This is a genomic window from Rhizobium sp. TBD182 (assembly GCF_001950375.1).
In the GTDB taxonomy this organism is placed as follows: domain Bacteria; phylum Pseudomonadota; class Alphaproteobacteria; order Rhizobiales; family Rhizobiaceae; genus Agrobacterium; species Agrobacterium tumefaciens.
On record NZ_BDLN01000010.1, the window covers coordinates 15,954 to 37,579 of the forward strand.

At 54.6% G+C, this 21,626-nt stretch carries 17 protein-coding genes and 2 pseudogenes; 5 read left to right on the forward strand and 14 right to left on the reverse strand.

The genetic code is table 11. The features are described from left to right. Positions 1–31: 31 nt before the first annotated feature. The 6 genes from T18_RS22455 to T18_RS22480 form a co-directional block, all read right to left on the reverse strand. Positions 32–1,237 (reverse strand): NosD domain-containing protein, encoded by a 1,206-nt coding sequence (locus T18_RS22455; protein ID WP_038496800.1) that lies wholly within the window; start codon positions 1,235–1,237, stop codon positions 32–34. A gap of 136 nt (positions 1,238–1,373) precedes the next feature. After that, positions 1,374–2,753, reverse strand: a complete 1,380-nt coding sequence (locus T18_RS22460) for a NosD domain-containing protein (RefSeq protein ID WP_038497504.1) — start codon at positions 2,751–2,753, stop codon at positions 1,374–1,376. 74 nt (positions 2,754–2,827) lie between these two features. Next, positions 2,828–3,970 carry an ABC transporter ATP-binding protein gene (locus T18_RS22465; protein ID WP_038496803.1) on the reverse strand — a complete coding sequence of 381 codons (1,143 nt, stop codon included), beginning with the start codon at positions 3,968–3,970 and terminating at the stop codon, positions 2,828–2,830. Between the two features lie 13 nt (positions 3,971–3,983). Then, positions 3,984–4,820 carry a carbohydrate ABC transporter permease gene (locus T18_RS22470; RefSeq protein ID WP_038496806.1) on the reverse strand — a complete coding sequence of 279 codons (837 nt, stop codon included), beginning with the start codon at positions 4,818–4,820 and terminating at the stop codon, positions 3,984–3,986. Then, positions 4,813–5,694, reverse strand: a complete 882-nt coding sequence (locus tag T18_RS22475) for a carbohydrate ABC transporter permease (protein WP_038496809.1) — start codon at positions 5,692–5,694, stop codon at positions 4,813–4,815. Before T18_RS22475 ends, T18_RS22470 begins: the two co-directional genes overlap by 8 nt. A gap of 60 nt (positions 5,695–5,754) precedes the next feature. Then, entirely contained in the window at positions 5,755–7,014 is a 1,260-nt protein-coding gene (locus T18_RS22480; protein WP_038496811.1) for an ABC transporter substrate-binding protein, read from the reverse strand. Positions 7,015–7,184: 170 nt separating this feature from the next. Here T18_RS22480 and T18_RS22485 point away from each other — a divergent pair, with 170 nt between their 5' ends. Continuing rightward, complete coding sequence (locus T18_RS22485) at positions 7,185–8,204, forward strand: LacI family DNA-binding transcriptional regulator (RefSeq protein ID WP_038496814.1); 1,020 nt, start codon at positions 7,185–7,187, stop codon at positions 8,202–8,204. Between the two features lie 232 nt (positions 8,205–8,436). Further along, entirely contained in the window at positions 8,437–9,810 is a 1,374-nt protein-coding gene (locus tag T18_RS22490) for an ISNCY family transposase (protein ID WP_038496817.1), read from the forward strand. A gap of 38 nt (positions 9,811–9,848) precedes the next feature. Here the strand turns inward: T18_RS22490 and T18_RS22495 are convergent, their stop codons facing one another. After that, positions 9,849–10,265, reverse strand: coding sequence for a hypothetical protein (locus T18_RS22495; RefSeq protein ID WP_038496819.1), 417 nt, complete (start codon positions 10,263–10,265; stop codon positions 9,849–9,851). Positions 10,266–10,691: 426 nt separating this feature from the next. Here T18_RS22495 and T18_RS22500 point away from each other — a divergent pair. Next, a pseudogene (locus T18_RS22500) lies at positions 10,692–12,118 on the forward strand (ISNCY family transposase). A 5-nt stretch (positions 12,119–12,123) separates the two neighbouring features. Here the strand turns inward: T18_RS22500 and T18_RS22505 are convergent. The 5 genes and pseudogenes from T18_RS22505 to T18_RS28280 form a co-directional block, all read right to left on the reverse strand. After that, on the reverse strand, positions 12,124–12,861 hold the full coding sequence (locus tag T18_RS22505) for a hypothetical protein (RefSeq protein ID WP_038497506.1): 738 nt from the start codon (positions 12,859–12,861) through the stop codon (positions 12,124–12,126). Positions 12,862–13,231: 370 nt separating this feature from the next. Then, the gene (locus T18_RS28275; RefSeq protein WP_046205659.1) at positions 13,232–13,756 is read right to left on the reverse strand and encodes a DUF2867 domain-containing protein; all 525 of its coding nucleotides are present in this window, start codon (positions 13,754–13,756) and stop codon (positions 13,232–13,234) included. A gap of 226 nt (positions 13,757–13,982) precedes the next feature. Beyond that, entirely contained in the window at positions 13,983–14,390 is a 408-nt protein-coding gene (locus T18_RS22515) for a hypothetical protein (protein WP_038496822.1), read from the reverse strand. A 277-nt stretch (positions 14,391–14,667) separates the two neighbouring features. Beyond that, on the reverse strand, positions 14,668–14,901 hold the full coding sequence (locus tag T18_RS27840) for a hypothetical protein (protein ID WP_051489754.1): 234 nt from the start codon (positions 14,899–14,901) through the stop codon (positions 14,668–14,670). A 122-nt stretch (positions 14,902–15,023) separates the two neighbouring features. Further along, positions 15,024–15,449: pseudogene (locus T18_RS28280) on the reverse strand (efflux RND transporter periplasmic adaptor subunit); the annotation flags it as partial. A 749-nt stretch (positions 15,450–16,198) separates the two neighbouring features. Here T18_RS28280 and T18_RS26775 point away from each other — a divergent pair. Continuing rightward, a complete protein-coding gene (locus T18_RS26775) occupies positions 16,199–16,642 on the forward strand; it encodes a hypothetical protein (RefSeq protein ID WP_038496828.1) in 444 nt (147 codons plus the stop codon). An 85-nt stretch (positions 16,643–16,727) separates the two neighbouring features. Here the strand turns inward: T18_RS26775 and T18_RS22540 are convergent, their stop codons facing one another. Then, the gene (locus T18_RS22540; RefSeq protein WP_038496831.1) at positions 16,728–17,534 is read right to left on the reverse strand and encodes an AraC family transcriptional regulator; all 807 of its coding nucleotides are present in this window, start codon (positions 17,532–17,534) and stop codon (positions 16,728–16,730) included. Between the two features lie 77 nt (positions 17,535–17,611). Further along, the gene (locus T18_RS22545) at positions 17,612–19,777 is read right to left on the reverse strand and encodes a TonB-dependent receptor (RefSeq protein WP_080863976.1); all 2,166 of its coding nucleotides are present in this window, start codon (positions 19,775–19,777) and stop codon (positions 17,612–17,614) included. A gap of 241 nt (positions 19,778–20,018) precedes the next feature. On the opposite strand from T18_RS22545, the gene T18_RS22555 reads away from it, so the two are divergent. Then, positions 20,019–21,536, forward strand: a complete 1,518-nt coding sequence (locus T18_RS22555) for a PAS domain-containing methyl-accepting chemotaxis protein (RefSeq protein ID WP_080863977.1) — start codon at positions 20,019–20,021, stop codon at positions 21,534–21,536. The last annotated feature ends 90 nt before the right edge of the window (positions 21,537–21,626 follow it).

Below are 21,626 nucleotides of genomic sequence, written 5' to 3' on the forward strand. Positions count from 1 at the left end.
TCTCATCCCTTTTATTTTCTGTTCGGATAGGTCAGGGATTTGGAACGATTGCGTTAGACGTTCCGAGATCTGAGATTTGAGCTATTGAACCGCTGTAGATAACCTTCGTCTGAGTCACGGCAGGACCAAGTCGAACGGCGACGTACTGGAGATCCGGGATGGCTGCGAGAACGAAGCTGTTGTCGCTTATCCAGTTGGAGGTGCCGGCCTCTCCGTTGATGACGATGATTGGACCATCATCTGCGCTGAAACCCTGTGGGTCTACCGGGAAGTGGTTGTTAGAGATTTTATTGTTGTCGCCCTGGACATGGACAATGCCAAATGTTTCCGCCAGTCCATTGGTGTAGATCTGAAATGGTGGGTAGGTTTCGTTCTGTCTGCGGATCAGGTTCGCCGCTACCAACGTCTCATTCGTTCCCACAAGCCTAATCATACCTGGATAGAAGCCGGCAAATCGGTTCGAGGTTACACTGCAACGAGCGCAATTTGTGAGTTCGACCGAACTTCCGCCACGGGGAAACACATTGTTGGCAGCAATGAGAAGGCCATCGGCAGCCGTGGCTGCAATCGATTTTCCATTGTAACCCGCTCCGATCAAATTGTTCGTCACCTTGCATGACTGCGATGCGAGAAGAAGTTCAACGCAACTTCCGCATTCCCCGATGAAGTTTCCGTCTACCGTTGTCGCGTCTGCACCTTCCATGACAACCGCGCGTTCCAGATAAACAAAACCCATGCCTCGGAACACAAATGCGTCGCAGTCGCCTTCGACATAGATGCCCGTTTTGTTGTTGACATAGCTGTTGCCGTCGCCATCAAAATTCAGACCATCCATGCAGAAATCACGAAACACTACACTCGAAAGACGTGGTTCAGCCCCGTTGCGACGCGTAACGATGGCTGGTGCACCAGCGAGTTTGACCTTGACGTGGCTGCCGCCGGCAACTGTTTCTCGCCAGTTGGAGGTATCCGGTGTGTTGTCGCGTATGCTGAGAGATGTGAAGCCGTGACCTTCCCCCCGGATTGTCAGGTAAGATATGTCGATGACGATCTGCGTCAGCAAATCGTAGTCGCCGACCGGGATGAAAATGTCTCCACCCGGCTTTGAAGTCTGGCTGGTCTGATTTGCCTTGATGTCTGCAATTATCTCATTGATTACCAATCCGATGTCCTGTGAGGCAGACACCGAACCATTGAAGGTGGTAACATCGTAAGTCGAGGAATGTGGGCTTGGCATAGGTCGTTGCTCCTTTATCGTACTTGAAATTTCGTGGGGTATTATCTCGATTGGCAGGCACCTGGACTTATGCAGATGCACATAGCGGGTCAGGGACAGAGCCAAAAAGACAGTAAACTGCGGGGTGAGGGGAACTTCAGACAGCGCTAGAAATGTTGCTCGCCCGTTCAGGGGCAGGGGTCGCCCTGAACGCGTTCAGGGTTCGATCCATGAGAACTTGTTTATCAGTCCCTGAATCAAGTACCGTATTCTGCTCCGACTCCTGTTGAACGAGGACCGCAGTTACTTCGAGTGGCTTCAGATCGCTCGTTGAAAGCAGCGCGCCCACCTGGGTCGCAAAGCATGCACTATTTGGGGCATCAGACATTTTCGATGCTTCAGTCGTGGCTACAATGTGATTGCTGGCTATGTAATTTCCTGTGCCGGAAACCACATTGATTATCACTGGCTTTGCGGAGAGAGGCTTGAGATACTTCGTGTCTATCGTTTCCGAGACGTGGTTTGCGATGATCGAGTTGTTGCTTCCTGCGATTTGCAAAAGTCCGAAGAGGTCATCCAGGCCATTATCGAACTTCTGCATGGGTGCCCATGGCTCACGATCCCGCAAAAAATGATTGGAGGAGACCAGGTTCTCGCAGCAGTGGTCGGCAAAAACCAGCATTCCGGGATAAAAGGAGTGGAGCCTGTTTCCCGTAATGGAGGACCGCACCACACCGGAAAAATAGATGCTGCTGGCGCCGCGAGGGAAGACGTTATTTGAGGATACCAGAATGCCGGCATAGTTTTCGGCGTATATTGAATGCCCGTTATATCCGGCGCCGACAAAATTATTCGCTATTCTAGAGGCCTGCCCCATGCCTTTCAGTTCGATGCAGTTGCCGCATTCTGCAATGAAATTGTTATCTACTGCGAGCGCATCTGCATCATGAATAGTAATGCCATGCTCCAGATAGATCAGGCCCATTCCGGTTATCCGAAATGAATCATTGGCACTCTCTACATAAATCCCGGTTTTGCCGTTCTTATAGGAATTTTCTGCATCATTTTGTCCTGAGCCATCGTCAACAAAGTGCAGGCCATCAATGCAGAAATCCGCAAATTCTACCGAGCTTATACGAGGATTTCCGCTGCGTTTAACGTAGAATGCCGCACCGGAAGCGTCACCTCGGGCTGCATCTGGAGAAAGGTCTACACGGACGCGACTTCCGCCGGGCCATACGTCATGCCAATGTGCCAACTCACTTGGCGGTGTGTTGAAGCGGATGCTCGAAGAGATAAAACCATGCCCGGAGCCGACAATTTTCAGATAGCTCACGTCTATGACGACTTGGGTGGAAAGGCGATAATCGCCGGGCGGTATGTAGATAACCGCGCCCGGTTTGCCGCCGTCATTTACATCGGGTAGGGATTGCCTGCTCTTGATATCGGCAATGATGTTATTGATGACCGCGCCGATGTCTTCATAAGGATTTCCCACGGGATGTTTCGTGACGTCGTAACAGTTTTCGCTAATCATGACCGGTAATTCCTTGGGCTTAAGATGTGCGTGCGATGAAGGGGGAGCCATTGTGTCGTTCTCCTGGAAGACCATCACCAGATGCTGGTGCGCGTATCCGGATCAAAGAAGTGCAGTTCCTCGGCATCGATAGCGACGCGTGCAATCTCACCGGCGCGCATCATGCTCTTCGGAGAAAAACGGGCTACTGCGGACCGTTCTTCGCCGATATCAGCGACTGCATCAGGATCACCCGCATCTATCCAGGGGGCATCGATATTCAGGTGCACCATCGATTCAGAACCCAGCGCTTCAACAAGATTAACGGGCGCCGAGATCTCGGCCGAAGAAGGCCGTATCGAAGCGTCGTTCATGTGCTCGGGGCGGATGCCGACTATGACGGGCCGGCCAGACGCGCCGCTGAGGGAGGGGCGGGCTTCGAAGATCTGGTCCGGGATTTCGAAACTGTTGCTGCCCAAGGCCAGCGTTCGTCCAGTCAGAGCGGCCTCGTACAGGTTCATCGAGGGTGACCCAATGAAGGCTCCCACGAAAACATTCTGCGGGCGGGTATAAAGTCCCTGCGGCGTATCGACCTGCTGAAGGAGGCCGCCCTTCATCACGGCAACCCGGTCGCCCATCGTCATCGCCTCGACCTGGTCATGGGTCACATAAATCGTCGTCACATTCAGTTTTCTTTGCAGACTTGCGATCTCGGCGCGCATCTGGACGCGTAGTTTGGCGTCAAGATTGGAAAGTGGTTCATCCATCAGGAATGCAGACGGTTTTCGAACGATCGCCCGTCCCATCGCAACCCGTTGCCGCTGGCCACCGGACAGGAGCGCGGGTTTGCGATCGAGTAATGTTGTCAGTTCCAGAATTCGGGCGGCTTCTGCCACACGGCTTTCAATCTCTGTCTTCGGCAAGCCCGCCATCAGCAACGGAAAGGCAATGTTTTCCCGCACAGTCTTATGCGGGTAGAGCGCATAGGACTGAAAGACCATAGCGATGTCGCGATCCTTTGGGTCGACATCGTTGACGAGTTTGCCACCGATTCTGAGCTCACCGCTCGAAATGCTTTCCAAGCCAGCGATCGTTCTAAGCGCTGTCGATTTTCCACATCCCGATGGACCGACGAAAACCATGAACTCACCGTCCCTGATGTCGAAAGTCAGATCGTGCAGAGCATGAAAGCTGTTTCCGTAGACCTTGTTGATATTGCGCAGCTCTATATCGGCCATGCTTTTTTCTCCCTCATCCTTTTACGGCGCCAAAAGTCAGGCCGCCGACGATCTGTTTTTGCAATGCGAGCGTTACGATGATGACCGGCAACGAGTAGAGTACGGCTGCAGCCGTCATCGCTCCCCACGCAAGACCGTAGACCGAATTGTATTCGGCGATCACAATCGGTGCCGTTTTGGTCGCCTCGGACGTCAACAGCAGCGCGTAGAGAAACTCGTTCCAGCTTGTGATGAAGGTAAAGAGCGCCGTAACCGCGATCGCCCCTGTCATCACGGGAAGGACAATCTTTTGAAAAGCCTGGAATCGTGTGCAGCCATCCATGCGAGCCGCTTCTTCAAGCTCTTTGGGCAGGCCTTCGAAAAAGGCTGACATAAGCAATAATGCCAGTGGTAACGCCGCTGACGTGTGAGCGAGCACCAGCCCAGGAATCGTATCGAGCAGACCAAGGGACTTTAGAAGCTGGAACAGGGGCACGCCCAGTGACACCGACGGCACCATACGCGTGACGAGCGCAAACAGAAGAAATAGCGTTGTAATCCGGCGCCGGTACTGCGTTGCGACATAGGCTGCCGGAATCGCCACAGCCAGAGAGAACAGGGTCGTCAATATCGCCACGATAAGCGAATTGACAAAGGCTCTTGGCAACGTGGATGACTGGAACACTGCCTGAAAATTTTCGAACGATAGAGCGGCAGGGAAGAAACTGGGCGGGATCTGCTGAACATCGGCCGCTGGCTTTAGCGCCGTCATGAGCAGATAGATGTAAGGCAAAGCGTAGGACAGTACGAGTATAAGAGCTGCCGCGTTGATCACGGCTCCGCTGATGTTAAGGCGAGACGTTCTAAGCATGGACCGGCCTCCAGATTTTCCAGTAGGCGACCGCCGCCAGAAGCATCATGACGATGAGAAACAATGTTCCGGACGCAGATGCTTCGCCAAGGTCGCCGTAGCGAACCATTCTCTGATAGATGTTCATGGAGAAAACCTCAGAGGCATGGCTAGGGCCACCCTGAGTCTGTATCCAGATCAGATCGAAAGTCTTGGCCGCATCGACGCCACGTACGATGACGATAACGGCGATCACCGGGCGCATCAGCGGCAAGGTTACATGCCAGAATCGTTTGAGCGCATTCGCTCCGTCAATCCGTGCTGCCTCCAGCAAATCTTTTGGAATATTCGTCAGGCCAGCGTAGGACACAAGTGCGACGAACGAGGTCGTCAGCCAGATGTCGGCGAAGGACACTGAGTAAATGACGATGTCTTCGTTCGAGAGCCAAGCAATCTGGCCAGGATTATCAATGAGCCCAATGGCAGTCAGCCCGTAGTTCAGGATCCCGATGTTTCCGACCAGAAGAAATCGCCAGAGCAGGCCAGCGACAATGGGCGGTACCATCAATGGCAAAGCGAAGATTGTACGCTGCCACCGCGACTCACCTGCCATGGCCGCAAAAAGAAGCGCCGCACCAAAGCCGAACGTAAATTCGAACAACAGTGCGAAGACCGAATATTGCAGGGTACGAAGGGCGCTTTCTGCGATACGCTTCGACGTCATGGCATCGACATAGTTCTGCAGACCGACCCATTCTCGGATATGAGGCGTGATGGTATCGACCTTGAAAAATGAATCGAGTACCAGCAGCGCTACCGGGTAAGCGACCAGCACGCCAAGAATGGCGACCGCGGGCGCAAGCATGCATAGTACAAATCGGTCTTCTCCCGACATGTCCGTCTCCGAAAGCTGATAGCGGGTCAAGTGTCCCGCGATGTTGGGGAATGTACGAGGCTAGTCGAGAATGTCCTCGATTGTTTCCCTCGCTTCCGTAAGCACCTCGCTGATATCTGCCTTGCAGGTGAGTGCCTGCTGGAGCGCGGGAAGCACGGCTTCGTCGACGATTTCCTGATATTTGCTGTTGAGCGGGCGACCTTGCGTGGCGGGAGCGCTCAACGTCTCAAGTAGCGGTGCGAAATGCTCGTAGCCCGGCTTGTCGGCGTAGGAGCGATAGGCAGAATTGGTCGCCGCGAGGCCGAGCGGAGCCTCAATACCCAAGGCATTGTTGGCGATCGCGAAGGCTATGAACTTCTTGGCCGCCTCCTTATGCTGGGAAGTCGACGGCAAAACATTGTACCATGGTCCAGGGATAGCGGCGACGCCCGCATCTCCGGTAAGCATCGGGGCGACACCGACTTTGCCGCTGATCTTGGAGTCGGCAGGCGTCATCTTGTAAGCGTGTCCCCAGAATTTCATCATAGCGGTCTTACCCTGATAGAAGAGGTTCTGAGTCTCGCCCCATCCGACTTCATTGACGTTCTCCGGAACGGAATGATCAATGCAGTGTGGGGCGATGTAGAACTCGAGCGCCTTCCTGTGGGCTTCGTTGTCGATGATGACCTGGCCTTGATTATCGAGAATGACACCCGGGGAGCCTGCCTGGAGAACATGTGCCATCCATTCCTCCGGGAAGGTCCCGATTGTGTCGGTCCCCCAGAAATCGTTCTTTCCGTCACCGTTGGTATCGCGCGTGAAGAATTTCGCGACATCGCGCCATTGTTGCCAGGTTGTAGGTGGCGCGAGAGCGTAACCATACTGCGTTAGAAAGGCTTCCTTCTCTTCGGCCTTTTCAAACAGATCTTTTCGATAGAATACGATCTCGGCATTGGCCCAAGCAGGCATTCCAATCAATTTATCACCAACCTTTGCATCCTCAAGCAGAGCGGGCGGTAAATCCGCTCGAAGCGCCTCGGTAAAGAGTGGTGAGATATCCTCGACATGGCTTGCGAACTTCGCATTCCAAACGACATCAATCGTCACAACATCGAACGAGGAAGAGCCGGAGGCAATTTCGGCAGAAAACTTGTCGAAGACACCCTGATAGGGGACGACGGTGAACTTCACCTCGATACCGGTTTCGGCGGTAAATTTTTCGGCGACGCTCTTCTGAAGCATTTCGCCGCCACCTTCCACCAGGATATTGATGGTTTCGGCATTTGCCGAGGCAGCCGTGAAAACAAGCACGAGTGCGCTTGCGCAAAGCAATCTCTTCATCGTTTCCTCCCTGTCGGCTCGCAGCTGACGCGTAGAGCTCTCCTTTTCATTGCAACCATATTCTTCGTATGACAACGTTGTCAATGGACTATGTCGACGTCGTCATAAAAATATGTCGACGTTGTCATTTGGCTCGTTTACAAGGATTATGTCGAAGGAGATTGATACGCATGGTCAGCATAGTCAGCGTTGCAAAGGCAGCGGGAGTTTCGAACAAGACCGTTTCCCGCGTAATCAACGGTGAACCTTATGTAACTGGGGAAACCAGAGAGAGAGTGGAAAGGGTCATTCGCGAACTTGGGTATGTGCCAAATATGGCTGCGCGCCAGATACGCTCAAGCCGCTCCAACACGTTCGGCATCATCACTGACTATGTGTCCACGACGCCTTACTCGGTTGATATTGTGCGCGGTATTCAGGATTGGGCAAATGCCAACGGGAAAACAATTCTGATGGCAAACACTGGCGGCTCATCCGAAAAGGAGGCCGAAATCTGGAAGATGTTTCAGTCCCATGGGATTGACGGCGTTCTTTATGTGACAATGTATCATCGCATTGTGGACCCAGAAACCGGAGACGTCGGCATCCCCACAGTGATGATCAATTGTAGACCCCAAACATCGAAATTGTATCCCTCAATTGAGCCCGATGACTATCAGGGTGCCGAGGACCTGACCCGCTATCTGCTTGACAGGGGGCATCGTAAAATTGGTTACATCAGGCTCAATCCCATCCTGCTGGGCGCGCAACTGCGCCTCGATGCATTTTGCAAAACTACCCATGACTTTGGTCTGTCGGAAAGTGACCTGAGTATCCGTCTCGGCATGGAAGGACCTGTGGGAGTGGAGAAGAACTATGTTTTTGCGGTTGCGACAGACATATTGCAGCAAAAGGACCGACCGACAGCAATCATGAGCGGCAATGATGAGATGACGATCCAGATTTACATTGCAGCAATGGCATTGGGTCTACGCATTCCAGAGGATGTCAGCATTGTCGGCTTTGACGATTTCCGAACCGTTTCAATGGCGCTGAAGCCGGAGCTGACGACCGCCGCTCTACCATACCACAACCTAGGACTACAGGGAGCGGAAGTGCTGAACAATGTGGTCGCTGGAAACGAAACCGATCCAATTAGTCGCGTTTTGCCATGCAAACTCGTTGAGCGAACTTCAGTGCGGTCCTTGTAGTCCAGACCCAGAATGCAATCATGGGCAATGGATATCAGTATCTCCTAATTTTCTCGCCAACAGACTGAATTCGAGCTTTCCGCCTAGGACCGAAGGGCGTGATAGCGCGTGGGAAAGTTCCATAAGATAGATTATGCGATTATCGTATGTAGCCGCAAAGTTAAAGTGTCCTGTTTCTGCAAAGTTGGAATGTCACACTCCCCGGATCTGAATGATACCGGGGAGATTGCGGATGGGATTGATCACGATGAGCGAGCGCGATTTGCAGCGGATCGAGGTTTTGTCGAAAGTCGTTGATGGCCGCATGACTATCGTCGCAGCGGCGCATGTGCTGGCAATCAGCGCCCGGCATGTTCATAGACTGATTGGTCGTATTGAGGCTACCGGTGCTGCCTCGATCAGACACAAGGCAATTGGTAGCCCGTCGAACAATAAAATCGCCACCGGCGTCCGCGATTACGTTTTGATTCTGGTGCGCGAACGCTACCTTGATTTCGGGCCAACGCTGGCGGCCGAGAAGCTTCAGGAAGAGCATGGCGTCACAGTCTCGCGTGAGACGCTGCGTAAGTGGATGCAGGATGCTGGCATATGGCTTTCGAGAAAACAGCGGCGGGCGTTTCATCAACCGCGGTTGCGGCGCGAGGCTTATGGTGAACTGGTGCAGATCGACGGCTCCGAGCACCGCTGGTTTGAGGACCGTGGCCCTGCGTGCTCTCTGCTGGTCTTCGTCGACGATGCGACCGGAAAGCTGATGCAGCTGCGGTTTGTTCGATCGGAGAGCGCTTTTACCTATTTCGAGGCGCTTTCGCTTTACCTTGAAGAGCATGGCGCACCTATCGCCTTTTACTCCGACAAACATTCCGTTTTTCGTGTCGCCCGGAAAGACGCCAAGGGCGGGCAAGGCATGACGCAGTTTGGTCGCGCGCTATCGGAGCTGCACATCGAGATTCTTTGCGCCAATTCCAGCCAGGCCAAGGGACGCGTCGAGCGTATGAACAGGACATTGCAGGATCGGCTGGTCAAGGAATTGAGGCTTGCCAATATCAGTGACATGGAGACCGGCAATGCGTTTCTGCCAGCCTTCATCGAGCGATACAATGACCGCTTTGCGGTGACCCCTACCCGCCCCGACAACCTCCATCGGCCTGTCAATCTGGCGCCAAGCAGGCTGAATGACGTGCTTTGCAAACGCGAGCAAAGACACGTCGGCGCACAGCTTTCATTCTCCTATGAGCGCAAACGCATCATGCTTGAGGAGAACGACGTCACGCGCGGCCTGGTTGGAAAGTATGTCGAGACATTCGCTTACGTTGATGGTCGACTGGATATTCGATGGAAAGGTCACTCGTTGCCTTACAAGATCTTCGACAAGGACCAGCGCGTGACCCATGCGGCTGTGGTCGAGAACAAGCGTCTCGGCGAAGTACTGGCCTACATCAAAGAGCAGCAAGATCGAGACCACGCACCTGCGCCAAAGACCAACAGTGAGAAGATCGGCTACAAGCCGAGAGGCCGCAAACCCGGTCCGCGCACGGATTTCATGAATGATCCGGACGTCATTGCGAGACGGCAAAAGGCTCTTGCTCAAATGGATGCGGCTGAGTGAAGGCCGCATCCACTTCTGCCGTGTAAACAACTGGCTTTTCAGTAAAAATGGACTTTCGACAGATCGACTTCATATGGATCTGTCCGGATTGGGCTTCCATCTTCCTTGTAAACTTCAAGCTCGGAGATTCTGCCGTTGGTTACGTGCAGCGCCAATCGCACAAGTCTGGCGATGCGAACGATACTTTTCTGGTTTGGAGCTTCATCGTCGTAAAAGCTCTCGATGGGTATATGGTCGTTTGGTCTAGGCGAAGGGGCGTCGTTGTCCTTCACGATCGCCAACGGCCCTTGACTGCGAAGCTTTAGGCTCCCGGTAGGGCTGATGCGCATCACTTCCACGGAGCTCATCTGCTCCAGGATTTCCGCTTTCCCTTGAAAGTCACCTCGCAGCAGATGCATTAGGAGCGCGCGTTCGCGATGGTCGCTCTCTCTCCAGTTCTCAAGCCCATCTATCATGCCCTTCCCTCTCATCTGGCGAAGCCAAGGTGAATCTGATTGTAGCTTATGGCGCTGTCAACGGCTGACCATGACGCGACGAAAAGTGCTTTGGAGTGAGAAAGCTAAAGCCGAAGGGTGTGTTCCATCACCCGCCCCCTCCCTACCCTTGCAACCCGGCCCAGCCGGTCCGGTCGGGGCTGATTGTTTGAGCCAGTGTCGCATTTCTAACTGGCTGGCAGAGCGACAGATGACATTTTAACTTTGCACGATTCGCGACATTTCAACCTTGCCGCCACATCGTATGTAAGGGCTATTTAGTAATGCGACAGTTGGGCCAGTTAGAGATGCGACAGTCTCGCCTCTCGACGCACTGGTCAATGCCAACGCTGGGAGCAAGGATGACGATCTTCAGCCTGGTCGAGACCATGAGCGGTCGGAGTCGTCATGTCCTTTATGATCACCATGTCGCAGAAAGAATTGCATCGCCTCGAACTTATCCAGAAGATCCGTGACGGACGCCTGAGCGTTGTCCAAGCAGCCGAACAGCTCGGCCTTAGTCGAAGTCAGGTTCATCGGCTGCTGCAGGCCTACGACCAGGATGGCACGGCCGGCCTTGTTCCAAGAAACGATCACAGCCGAGCAACCGGCGCCATAGCGAGGAATTTCGCAATGCGGCGCTGGATTTGATCCGCGAACGCTATCTGGATTTCGGCCCGACGCTGGCGCGCGAGAAGCTGATCGAGCTGCACCGGATCTCGGTCGCCAAGGAGACGCTGCGGCAATGGATGACCGAGGCAGGAATCTGGGTCTCGCGCCGGGAACGCAAGAAACGGGTTTTTCAGCCACGCGGCCGACGTGACTGCTTCGGCGAACTGGTGCAGATTGATGGGTCGCATCATTGGTGGTTCGAGAACCGCGGTCCCAAATGCGCGCTCCTCGTCTATATCGATGACGCCACCGGCAAGCTTCTGCATCTTCGCTTTGCCGGATCGGAGAACACATTCGACTATCTGCATGCGACGAAGGCCTATCTGCAACAATGGGGAAAACCGCTGGCATTCTACAGTGATAAACACGGCGTTTTCCGCTCGCTGCATGCGTCAAAGAAGGACCGAACCAGCGGTCTGACGCAGTTTGGTCGGGCCCTTTATGAACTGAACATCGACATCATCTGCGCCAACACCCCGCAAGCTAAGGGCCGTGTCGAACGTGCCAACCAGACATTGCAGGATCGGCTGGTCAAGGAGATGCGGCTTCGCGGCATCGACACGATTGAGGAAGCCAATGCCTATGCGCCTGATTTCATTGCGGATTTCAACGCGCGTTTTGGCAAGCTACCGCGCAACCCGAAGGATATGCACCGGCCACTGGCCGATCATGAGAACCTTGACGGCGCCATGTGCCGGAAGGAAGCCCGCACGCTGTCGCAGTCCCTGACGCTCCGTTACGACAAGGTCTTGTTCATTCTCGATCCGACGGAGCGGGCCAAAGGGCTGGCGGGAAAGAAGGTCGTTGTCTGCGACTACCCGGACGGCCGCCTCGAGATCATGCACGAGAGCTTCACCCTCCCCTACAGAACCTTCGATACATTAAGGTCGGTCCATCGGGCAGAGGTTGTCGAGAACAAGCGTCTCGACGACATGCTTTCCGTCGTCGCTGAGCTGCAGGCTGGGCGGGAACAGCAGCGCAGCAAGAGCGGCCCTCGCCGCACCGGCCAGACGGATCATATGTTCGGTATTCCCGATGGCAGCCAGGGCAATGGTTATCAGAAGCGTGGATGCAAGCCTGGCCGGCGGACGGATTTCATGAATGATCCGAAGGTGATTGCAAAGCGAGAGAAGGCGTTGATGAGGCAGCCAGCGGCAAAATAACGATCTCAATGGACGCCGATGTCGCTCTGCGTATCCGACTCCAGTTGCAGGCACGCTGGCCAAAGTGGCGTCTTGTGGAAGGATCCGTCCTGGAGGAACGTGAGCCCCTCTCGTGCTTCGTAGAGCAGGCCCAGCCAGCACAAGCGTCGAAAGACACCATACTGAAGATCGGATTTCAGTTCCCAGGCTTCCAGGGTCATTTCGGTCTCAGACAGGGGCGCGAAGTCTGGCTTGAGGATCTTCACAACCTGCAATGGCGTGCACCCTTCTCGGGCCTTGATATTGAGAAGATTGAGGAACATGCGCCACCAGCGTAACCGTGCTCGGACCTCCTCTTCCCGTTCGGTGTCGTGGACATAGGAATAGAGATAATCCGTGGCAATCAGATCAAAGAAGGCGTTCGGGTCCAGCAGAAACTCCCGGCCGCGTTTGGTTGGCAGCAGCACATTCTTTTTCCGGCGAAGGAATTTTAGATGACGGGTCATGTCGCGCACGACCCAGAGCGGCGGCATGTCGCTTTCGTTCAGCACTTTGTTCATGCTGTATAGGTCTTCGGCCGTAAACCCTGGCCAGAGGAAGTGCACGGCGGCCCAATGCACGAACTTGCGGTTCATGGCGCCGGTCGCTGTCAATCCTATGCCACTTTCGCCGTCAGCATAGGCGATGGACAAAAGCATGCCGCGAAGAAGTGGTGAAAGCGCGGCCACGTCGACGTTGCCGTGCAATTTGATTTCCGGAAGCATCATGCCGCTTTGATCCCTACCCGCCCGATGCAGGTGCAAAACGATTATCAACTGGCTATGAGATAATTGCTACTGAGGAAGCTAAAGCCGAGGAGGGAGTTCTATCATCCGCCCCCTCCCTACCCTTGCAACCCGGGCCAGCCGGTCCGGTCGGGGGCTGATCCGTATCGCCCGTGTCGCATTTCTAACGGGCCGGCGGCGTCGCATCTCTAATCAGCTTTGACAAAACGTGTAAGGGGGTGGGTTCAGCATGAACTCACAGGGGTATGTCAGTTATAACGGAGGAGAAGGTGACCTCTAGGCTATGGTGAAGCTGGGGTAAGGCGCGTCCCCCAATCTACATCTGGGCGACACGAACGCTTTGCCTACATTAGTGCTCTTCGATACTCCAAATCCAGCGGCCTCGGCGAAGGCTCAAGGGGACCAGCAAGCGGTGAAACGGTTTAACGACAGCAAGAAGAACGTGCCCTAAGGTTGTGTGGCATCTGACCGCGGTCGTAACCGAAACTAGGTCGCGGCCGCAGTCCGATCTCTCGCGCATGATCAAAATTCGGAAACTCATATGTCGATTGTCTTTTCCCAAGATTAACTCGGCGTCATGTTCCAACAGGACAGGAAGAGAGTTGATGTTATCTTGTTCTGGGTCTGCGCCAACCTTTCCGTCCGACTTCCGGTGCCACAATTGGCTTTCAGCCCCGGCCCGGACCGATCGAAGCGCTCGAATAAACCACGGCGCTGGCGAACCGAGGATGGCGCCAGCGATGGCGCGGATGCTCCCGCTAGCGCGCGAGGAATCCACGGCATAGGAATCAAGGAGGTCTGCATCGTCGTACCAGTCGGCGAGGCGGCTGAGCGCGGGGGGCGCCTGCTCGGCCACAATTGCGCAGTGGGTCATATTTTGCCTTTAAACAATAGCGTCTACGTTGGACCAGTTGTATGCCAGCTACCGCTATACTCGGTGGTCAGGCGCCTTCCGATGCAATACGAAAATTCAGGCTTGCGCGGCAACTGGATCATTTTGGAGCTCACTGCGCAGAAACAGTCTCACTTTATACTATTCGGTGGATAACCGTTATCGGTTCCTTAGTTTACCAACGAGATCCTAGAAGGCGCACCGTGCTCTATCGCTCGTCGGCCGGTTTGGATTTCCCACTCAAAAGCTCTGAGGCTGTCTCCAATGCTTCCTGACGAGAGGAGGCAAGCCTCATCGGATAACCCCAAAATTTAGCGAAGATTACTGCAAAGGCCTTTAATCCAATACGCTTCGCAGCATTTGGCTCAATTACGATCATCGCCAAGACCAATTTACGCAGTTCGGCTTTATGCTTTTTCATCCACAGTGTCGTGTATTTCTTTTCCTCCTGGCTATGTTCCTGATCTCCGGCCGCAGCGGAATAGGTCAACAGCACGAAAACTTCGCCGCGTCTCAAGTTCGCTTCGAATTCCTCGAACTCCTGTCTGAAATTGGTTCCAGAGGCGTGCGCGAGTCTCATCCAGACGAGAGGAAAATTCGAGCTGTCCATTGACATTTTCTGTCATCCTTACCGACAAAAAGGATAAAAACATTCTTCAACGTATCTCTCCCGGTGCCCGAGGTCATTGTGAGAGGCTGCCGTTTCATAAAGCAATCTCGCCAAAACCGACGATAAACGAGCATGCCTCGCCCCTTTTTGTTGATATTGGGCATTCATCTTCGAATATAAGAGCAACAAAAATCGCTAGCGGGCAAAAGGCTATACGCGCCGGCGGAGTGCGGATTGCGAACGAGGAGAAACTCACCGTGATGCTGGTTGCGCCTCATACAGTTCAGCAGGCGGAGATGCCGGTGATCGTGGCCCGCACAAACTGGCCGGGAAGAAGCTGCCGGTCCGGATTGGCGACGATGGCGCGTGCCTCCAGAGTCCCTGTTTGCTTGTCGATGGTTGCGGACGTGAAGTCGACGACTCCGTCATGGCCGTAGGTGGAGCTGTCACCAAATGCGATCTTGACGCCGAGCGTCGCGCTTTCGCCTTTCGATGTCTTGGACTGGGTGAGCCGCATAATCTCCCGTCTCGCTGTCAGAGAACGAGAAGTTGATGTAGACGGGGTCCGTCTGCGTAATGCCGGTCAGCAGGCCGGGTATTGCCGCTGGTGCCGATCAAGCTTCCCTCGGAGACATTCTCCTGACTGGTGATGCCATCTACCGGCGCGGTGACGGACGTGTAGTCGAGGTTCAGTTGCGCGGTCTGGACCTGCGCCCGCGTGGCTGCGACCGATGCGGCCGCCAACTCTCGCGCCGAGATGGCGTCGTCCATGCTTTTCTCGCTGCCGACATTCTTCTCATAGAGACTGACGTTGCGCTTTTCCTCGCGCTGGGCCTGGTTGAGCTGGGCTACAGCCTGCTGAAATTGCGCCTTTGCCTGGGCCAGCGCCGCCTCATAAGGCGCCGGGTCGAGCGTGAATAGCACCCGACCAGCCTTTACAGTCGAGCCCTCGACGAAATTGCGCTTGAGCAGGATGCCGCCGACACGCGCGCGGACCTCAACCTCGCGAATGGCCGACACGCGCGCGGCGTATCGATAGGTGAGCGGCACGCTCTGCGGCTTCATACCAGCTACCGTGACGGCGGGCGGTGGCGTGCCGGTAGTTTCTCGCGCAGCCGAGGGAGAACCGATAAGAGTCAGGGCTAATGCGAGAGCGGCGGAACGAAAGAAAATATGCTGCTTTGCCATAATAAAAATAGCCCTGCTGTACGCTTCAAGCCCAGAGGTATTGAAGAGGATTGATTGGCGTCCGGATATCGGGGCCATATCCAGACGCCCATCGCGAAGTCAGGGCGGAGACTTCGGACGATGAAGAACGGATGCCCTGATGGACATTGTTCTCGTTCACCCTAAGGGATCCAAACGCGTCGTCATTGCACAATTTGGACGAATGTTTTCGCGATTCAGCCAATCGCTTTAAAGGACGACCTGATAGTTTATGAAGTTGGGCGAGACTTACTATGATCGTTCAACGGTCATGGAATCGAGAATGTTGAGTTTTTTTGAAGGCACATAATGCGCAACATGAATGTTCCGGGCCATCAACGCTTCAGCAATAAATGAATTGGGAAACATAGCAGCCCGTTTTATGATCTAAAATGGCTGCTTTATGGAGATAAGGAAGATCTGATTTTCTGGCGCGCAAACCATTTGAAGGCGCATATCTTGCTTCACAGGTTCGCACCCAATCAAAATTGCGCCGGCGATTGAAAGACAGGCCCAGAGGTAGGTCCCGAGGTAAACAGCGGGTAAAATAATGCGGGATGCCCGCAGACGCGGCGAGAAGTTTAGTGGAAGCATCGCATCCCCTCCCTATGCCGGAGCTCGCCCGTCAAGAGTTCCAGCGCAAGGCCAACGGCGTCAATCTCGTCCTCCACTATGAGCAGCGGATAGCCCCAGAAGGAAAAAAACAGACGTGCGAAGCCGAACGGGTCCCGTCGTTTTCGGGCATCGGGCTCTATTTGTATCAGAGCCTTAACCTGGCTTTGCAATTGAGGCCGGTGCCTTCGGAGCCATTCAATTTTTCTGCGGGTAAGGTTCGCGTCGGAGCTGTCGCAAGAACAAAATGTGTGATTCGTGATAAATACGAGCGATTGACGGCGATCAAGCAGACGCTCAAATTTTGCGAAATCACTTATCTCATCATCGGGCAAATTATCGACCGCATGAAGCCAGACGATCGGAAACGTGGACGTGTCGAACCTCAAGGCCGCCTCCCGCAGTTTTTACGAGCTATTCTCAATACGCGACCATGCTAGACCAGCGCACGGACCAGGACACGCCGAGCGCCAGCCAAATGCTTTTTCAATGCAGCCAAAGAAGCCGCTCCTGCAGACTGCCGCGTCATAACGGTTTTCCAATATTGCGCTCCAGAAGATATCTCCCCGGTGGCTTGCCAAGGATCTTGCGGAACATGGTTACGAATCCGCTGGAACTTTCATAGCCGAGATCGAATGCGACGTTCTGGACCGTGTCCCCGGAACTAAGCCGCCTCAGGGCAATCAGAATATGAAGCTGCCTCCGCCAGCGACCGAAGCTCATTCCAGTCTCCGCCAGCAGAAACCGGCTGAGAGTTCGTTCGCTCAACCCCACTCGCGACGCCCATTCTCCCAGAGTGGCCTTATCGGATGGAGCGTTTATCATCATCGACGCAAGCGAACGCAGCTTGGGGGAAACCGGCATGGGAAAGAAAAGGCTCCCTCCCGACGCAACTGACAGTTCATCCACCAGAACCTGGACAACCCGGTCCTCCGGGCCGCCCAGTGCGTAGTCTTCAGGGAAGGTCGCCGTCCGCAAGATCAACTCTTTCATCAGCGGCGTCACATGGATCGTCGCACAGGATCGGACCATCGACGGCACCCGCTCCGGTTCTATGAACACCGTATAGCATTCGAGGTCGCCCGCCAGGTGCGGAGAATGCATGACACCGCCCGGAATCCAGACCGCGCTTTGCGGCGGAACCATCCACAGGCCTCCCTCAGCCTCGCAAGTAACCAATCCCTTCATGGTAAAGATCAGCGCGCCTCTTCGGTGGCTGTGCAGTTCCTTACTCCATCCATCAGTGACTGTGACCATGCCAAGTGTCACAAGCGAGCGTCTCAGCATGTCCGGATCCACGTCGTGACTTACGGGAATATCGAAAATGGCCATCTGTTACCCTGAAGCTGCGCGTTGCCATTCCTAAACGAAGAGACGCCATGAACCGATCAAGACCGGCAAAGACGCATTTAAAAGCTCTTGGTCATCCCGATGCCGAGAATTCTCCCGCGCCCGACCCCGACATACCGATCGCCGGGGATAAAGCCCGCAGACGCAAAGGTTTCGTAACGCTCGTCGAAAAGGTTACGGCCGAAACCGTAGATTTCAAAGTCCCCACCGGTATTCTTCCAGCCTAGCCTTGCATTGACGAGGCTATAGGAATTCATGTCAAAAGTGTCGGCGACATCTGCAGCGCGTCTGCCGTTAAATTGGTACTGGAGCGCAGCAGTCACCTCACCGTCTAGGTTGAAGGCGGAAAACATCGTTGAATATTCCAGACCCACAGTTGCGCTCCATTCCGGTATGTTAGGCACTTGGTTGCCTTCCGTGCCGGCATTGGCACCGCTGCTTCCCAGCTTCGAATATGTGTAGCCGAGGCCGCCCGTGACCACCCAGTCGTCGGCAACTTCGGCTCGCGCTTGAAGCTCCAAGCCAGACGTCTCGTAATCCTGATAGGTCGCCGCCAGCGCCATGGCGGCCGTATCCACATAGAAGACGGTACCGTTCTTGATATCGTTGAAGAAGACGCTCCCATCAAGCTGAAGGCGATCATTGAACAAAGAAACCTTGGTCCCGACTTCGTAAGTCCAACCCTTGGCAGCGGGATACGGATCATCGAGGACACCGGTGGTCGGATAGCCGAACAGCGGATAGACAGGCGTCGATTGCCCGCGGGAGATGGAGGCGTAGGTCTGGGCATTCTCATTCCATTTGTAGGCGATCGAGGTGCGGCCGGTTAGGTATGTGTCATCGACTGCCCCCTCGCCGCTCAGGTTCGGATCACCGGAGTTAGTTCCCTTGCGCATCTTTATGTCATCATGGCTCAGACGTCCGCCGACCGACAACTCCCAGGCCTCTCCAAGGGGCACGGAAACATCGCCGAACAGGCCGAGATTTATAGCGCGTAGATCGGCCGTCATCTTGATTGTATTGGAAGGAGCACAGTTCGTAGCGAAGCAATCACGGTGGAGGTCGGAGTAAGCCACACTGGCGCCAACTACCCAGCGAATTGGGTCGCCTTGGAGCGAGTTCAACCGGAATTCCTGGCTGTATATTTTTTCCCGGTCGACGAGGCTCGCTGGATCGCTTGGAAACCACGAAGGGGAAATCAGCGTGTCGGTGTTATCGGAATAGCCGTCAATCTTGTTGTGCTGGATCGACGTCACCGAGGTCAGGTCGAAGGCGTCGAAATTATGGGTGATCGAAACGACGCCGTCGCCGTGGCTAGTGATGTTTTCGGGTTCCGTGAGGGATCCGCTAAGCGGGAAACCGGGGGCATTGCCAAGGATGTAGAACGGCGCGGTGTTCCGGTCACGGAAGTAGCTCCCGCTGACGGTGATGGTGGTATCGTCCAGGCCAGTGAACCGCAGCCCACCCCGCACGGCGCCGATCATGCGCGCGTTGAGATCGTCCGTGTGAAGGCTGTCGATATCGCCATCCATATGCGTGAACCGGACCGCAACACGACCATCCACACTGTCGGGGATGATATTTCCACCGAGGATGAATTCTCCCATGCGGTACCCGTTATCGCCGACTTCGGTTGTGACCTTGATCTCACGCTCTCCATCCGGCTGGTTGGTGACAACATTGATCGCCCCACCTAAAGAGTTAGCGCCCCAGAGAGTTCCCTGCGGACCACGCAGGATCTCCACGTGATCGACGTCAAGCAGTGGGCTGGACGCCGTGATCATACTGTTGGGTACACCATCGACATTGAAGCTGACGGTACCATCCGAATAATTGAGCGGAGCGCCCAGCGAACTCACGCCCCGGATCGAAAAGAACTGCCGACCGACCGTCTGGCTTTGCCATTGCACGTTCGGAGCAGTCGCTATTGCCGTTCCCGGATCGGCTGGGCTTGCTTCAAGCCTCCCGGGTTCGATCACCGATGCACTCAACGGTACATCCTTAAGATTTTCAGTCGTCTTGCGGCCGGTGATCGTGATGGGTTTGAGAAGGGTCGATCCCTCAGAGTCCACGGGAACACTGTCTGCTTCCTGTGCAAGTACACCGCCGATCGACAGCAGCAAGGCGATCCAGCACGTAGACACGAGCAATACCGATTTTGGGAAGGCGCGCTTCTTCGCAACAAGCACGGTTGTAAGGTCGTCATTCAAAGTCTCGATCTGCACGGCATCCCCCTGTTAGATAGACGTGCAGTATTAACCTGACTTTTTTGGTTGAGATTTCGCTATCCGGTCTTTGAGTTTTGCAATTCTGCCAAAATTCAAAGCTAACCCCAGCCGAAGTATCGGTTCGTCTACCAAGATGTCCGAGCGCTTCTGAGCGGTCGCAAACTCATGAACTTCGGATCAGGCGCGCCAATTCATCATATCTAAATTTCTCCCCGTTAAATTTTGATCTGCAAAGCACATGGGGGCGAAAGTGTTCAACGGCGCGAAAAACAAACGAATTGCAGAACTTGAACAGAAGTTAGATGCCGTTCAGGAGCGCTCAAATCTGCTGGATGAGGCTTGCGGCATCGGGTTGTGGGAGGCCGTGTTACACAATGGCGACGCGCTTCACGCACAAAGCCTTTGGATATGGTCGCCTGAGTTCCGCCGTCTGATTGGCTATACCGACGTCCAATCGTTTCCTAACGTCGTTCACTCATGGTCTGATAAACTTCATCCCGATGACGTTGCGCCAACATTCGCGGCTTTCGGCAAGCATCTTGAGGACAAGACAGGTAAGTCCCGGTACAGCGTCAATTACCGGCTGAAAATGTTCGATGGTTCGTACCAGTGGTTCAGGGCCACTGGGGGATGCATGCACCAAGCGGACGGAAATACGATCAGAGCCTGTGGATCTCTTACCAATGTCAATGACGAGATGCTGTTGAAGGAACGGATGGAGCGAGAAGCCGCAAGCGACCAGGTGACGGTCGGTACTTTGGCCGAAGGTCTTTCCCAACTGGCTCAGGGAAACCTTACGCATCGCATTACAACGGAATTCTCTGCAAAGACGTCGGGCCTTCGATCCGATTTCAACGAGACGGCTGCCAAGCTGCAGGAAACCTTGAACGCTGTATCTGTTGCAGCTTTCGGCATTCTTTCCGGATCGCGCGAACTCAGCACCAGTTCTGACGACCTGTCCAGGCGAACTGAACAGCAAGCGGCCTCCCTCGAGGAGACCGCTGCTGCGCTTGACCAAATCACCGTCAATGTCGCTAACTCATCTAAACGCACAGACGAAGCGCGTTCCGTTGCTATTCGGGCCAATGCCAGTGCTGCGCAATCGGAAAAGGTTGTCGCCAAGGCCGTCGATGCAATGCATAAGATCGAGCAGTCTTCGAATGAGATTTCCAATATCATCGGCGTCATCGATGAAATTGCCTTTCAAACCAATCTTCTTGCTCTGAATGCAGGGGTTGAGGCGGCTCGCGCGGGAGAAGCAGGTAAAGGCTTTGCGGTTGTCGCGCAGGAAGTGAGAGAGCTTGCTCAGCGATCCGCCAAGGCAGCGAAAGCGATCAAAGACCTTATCCGGAATTCCTCGGTCGAAGTGCAGAGTGGCGTGACGCTGGTGAGCGAGACTGGAGAGGCGTTGAAAACCATCGAAAGCTACATTGTTACCATCAACCAACATATGGACTCCATCGCCACCTCGGCGCGCGAGCAGTCTGTCGGCCTTGCAGAGGTAAACACGGCCGTCAACCAGATGGATCAGGTGACCCAACAGAATGCAGCAATGGTGGAGGAGAGCAATGCGGCAAGCGCCACGCTCGCCGAGGAGGCAGGGCGTCTCAACCAACTGATTTCGCAGTTTCAGCTTGACGACGCATCGCGTCACGCGTTTTACGTCCCGTCGGTTGACCCGAAGCATCAGTCCGCATCGCCTGCCGGTCGAATGACAGGCCAAAGTGCCAAAGCCTTCTCCGGCAGAGCAGCGTGACATCCTCACGGATTGGTTTCAGGCTCTTTCGGCAGGTGAACAATTGGTTCGACTGGATGCCATGCCGTCGCGCGACGGATGCTCAACCGT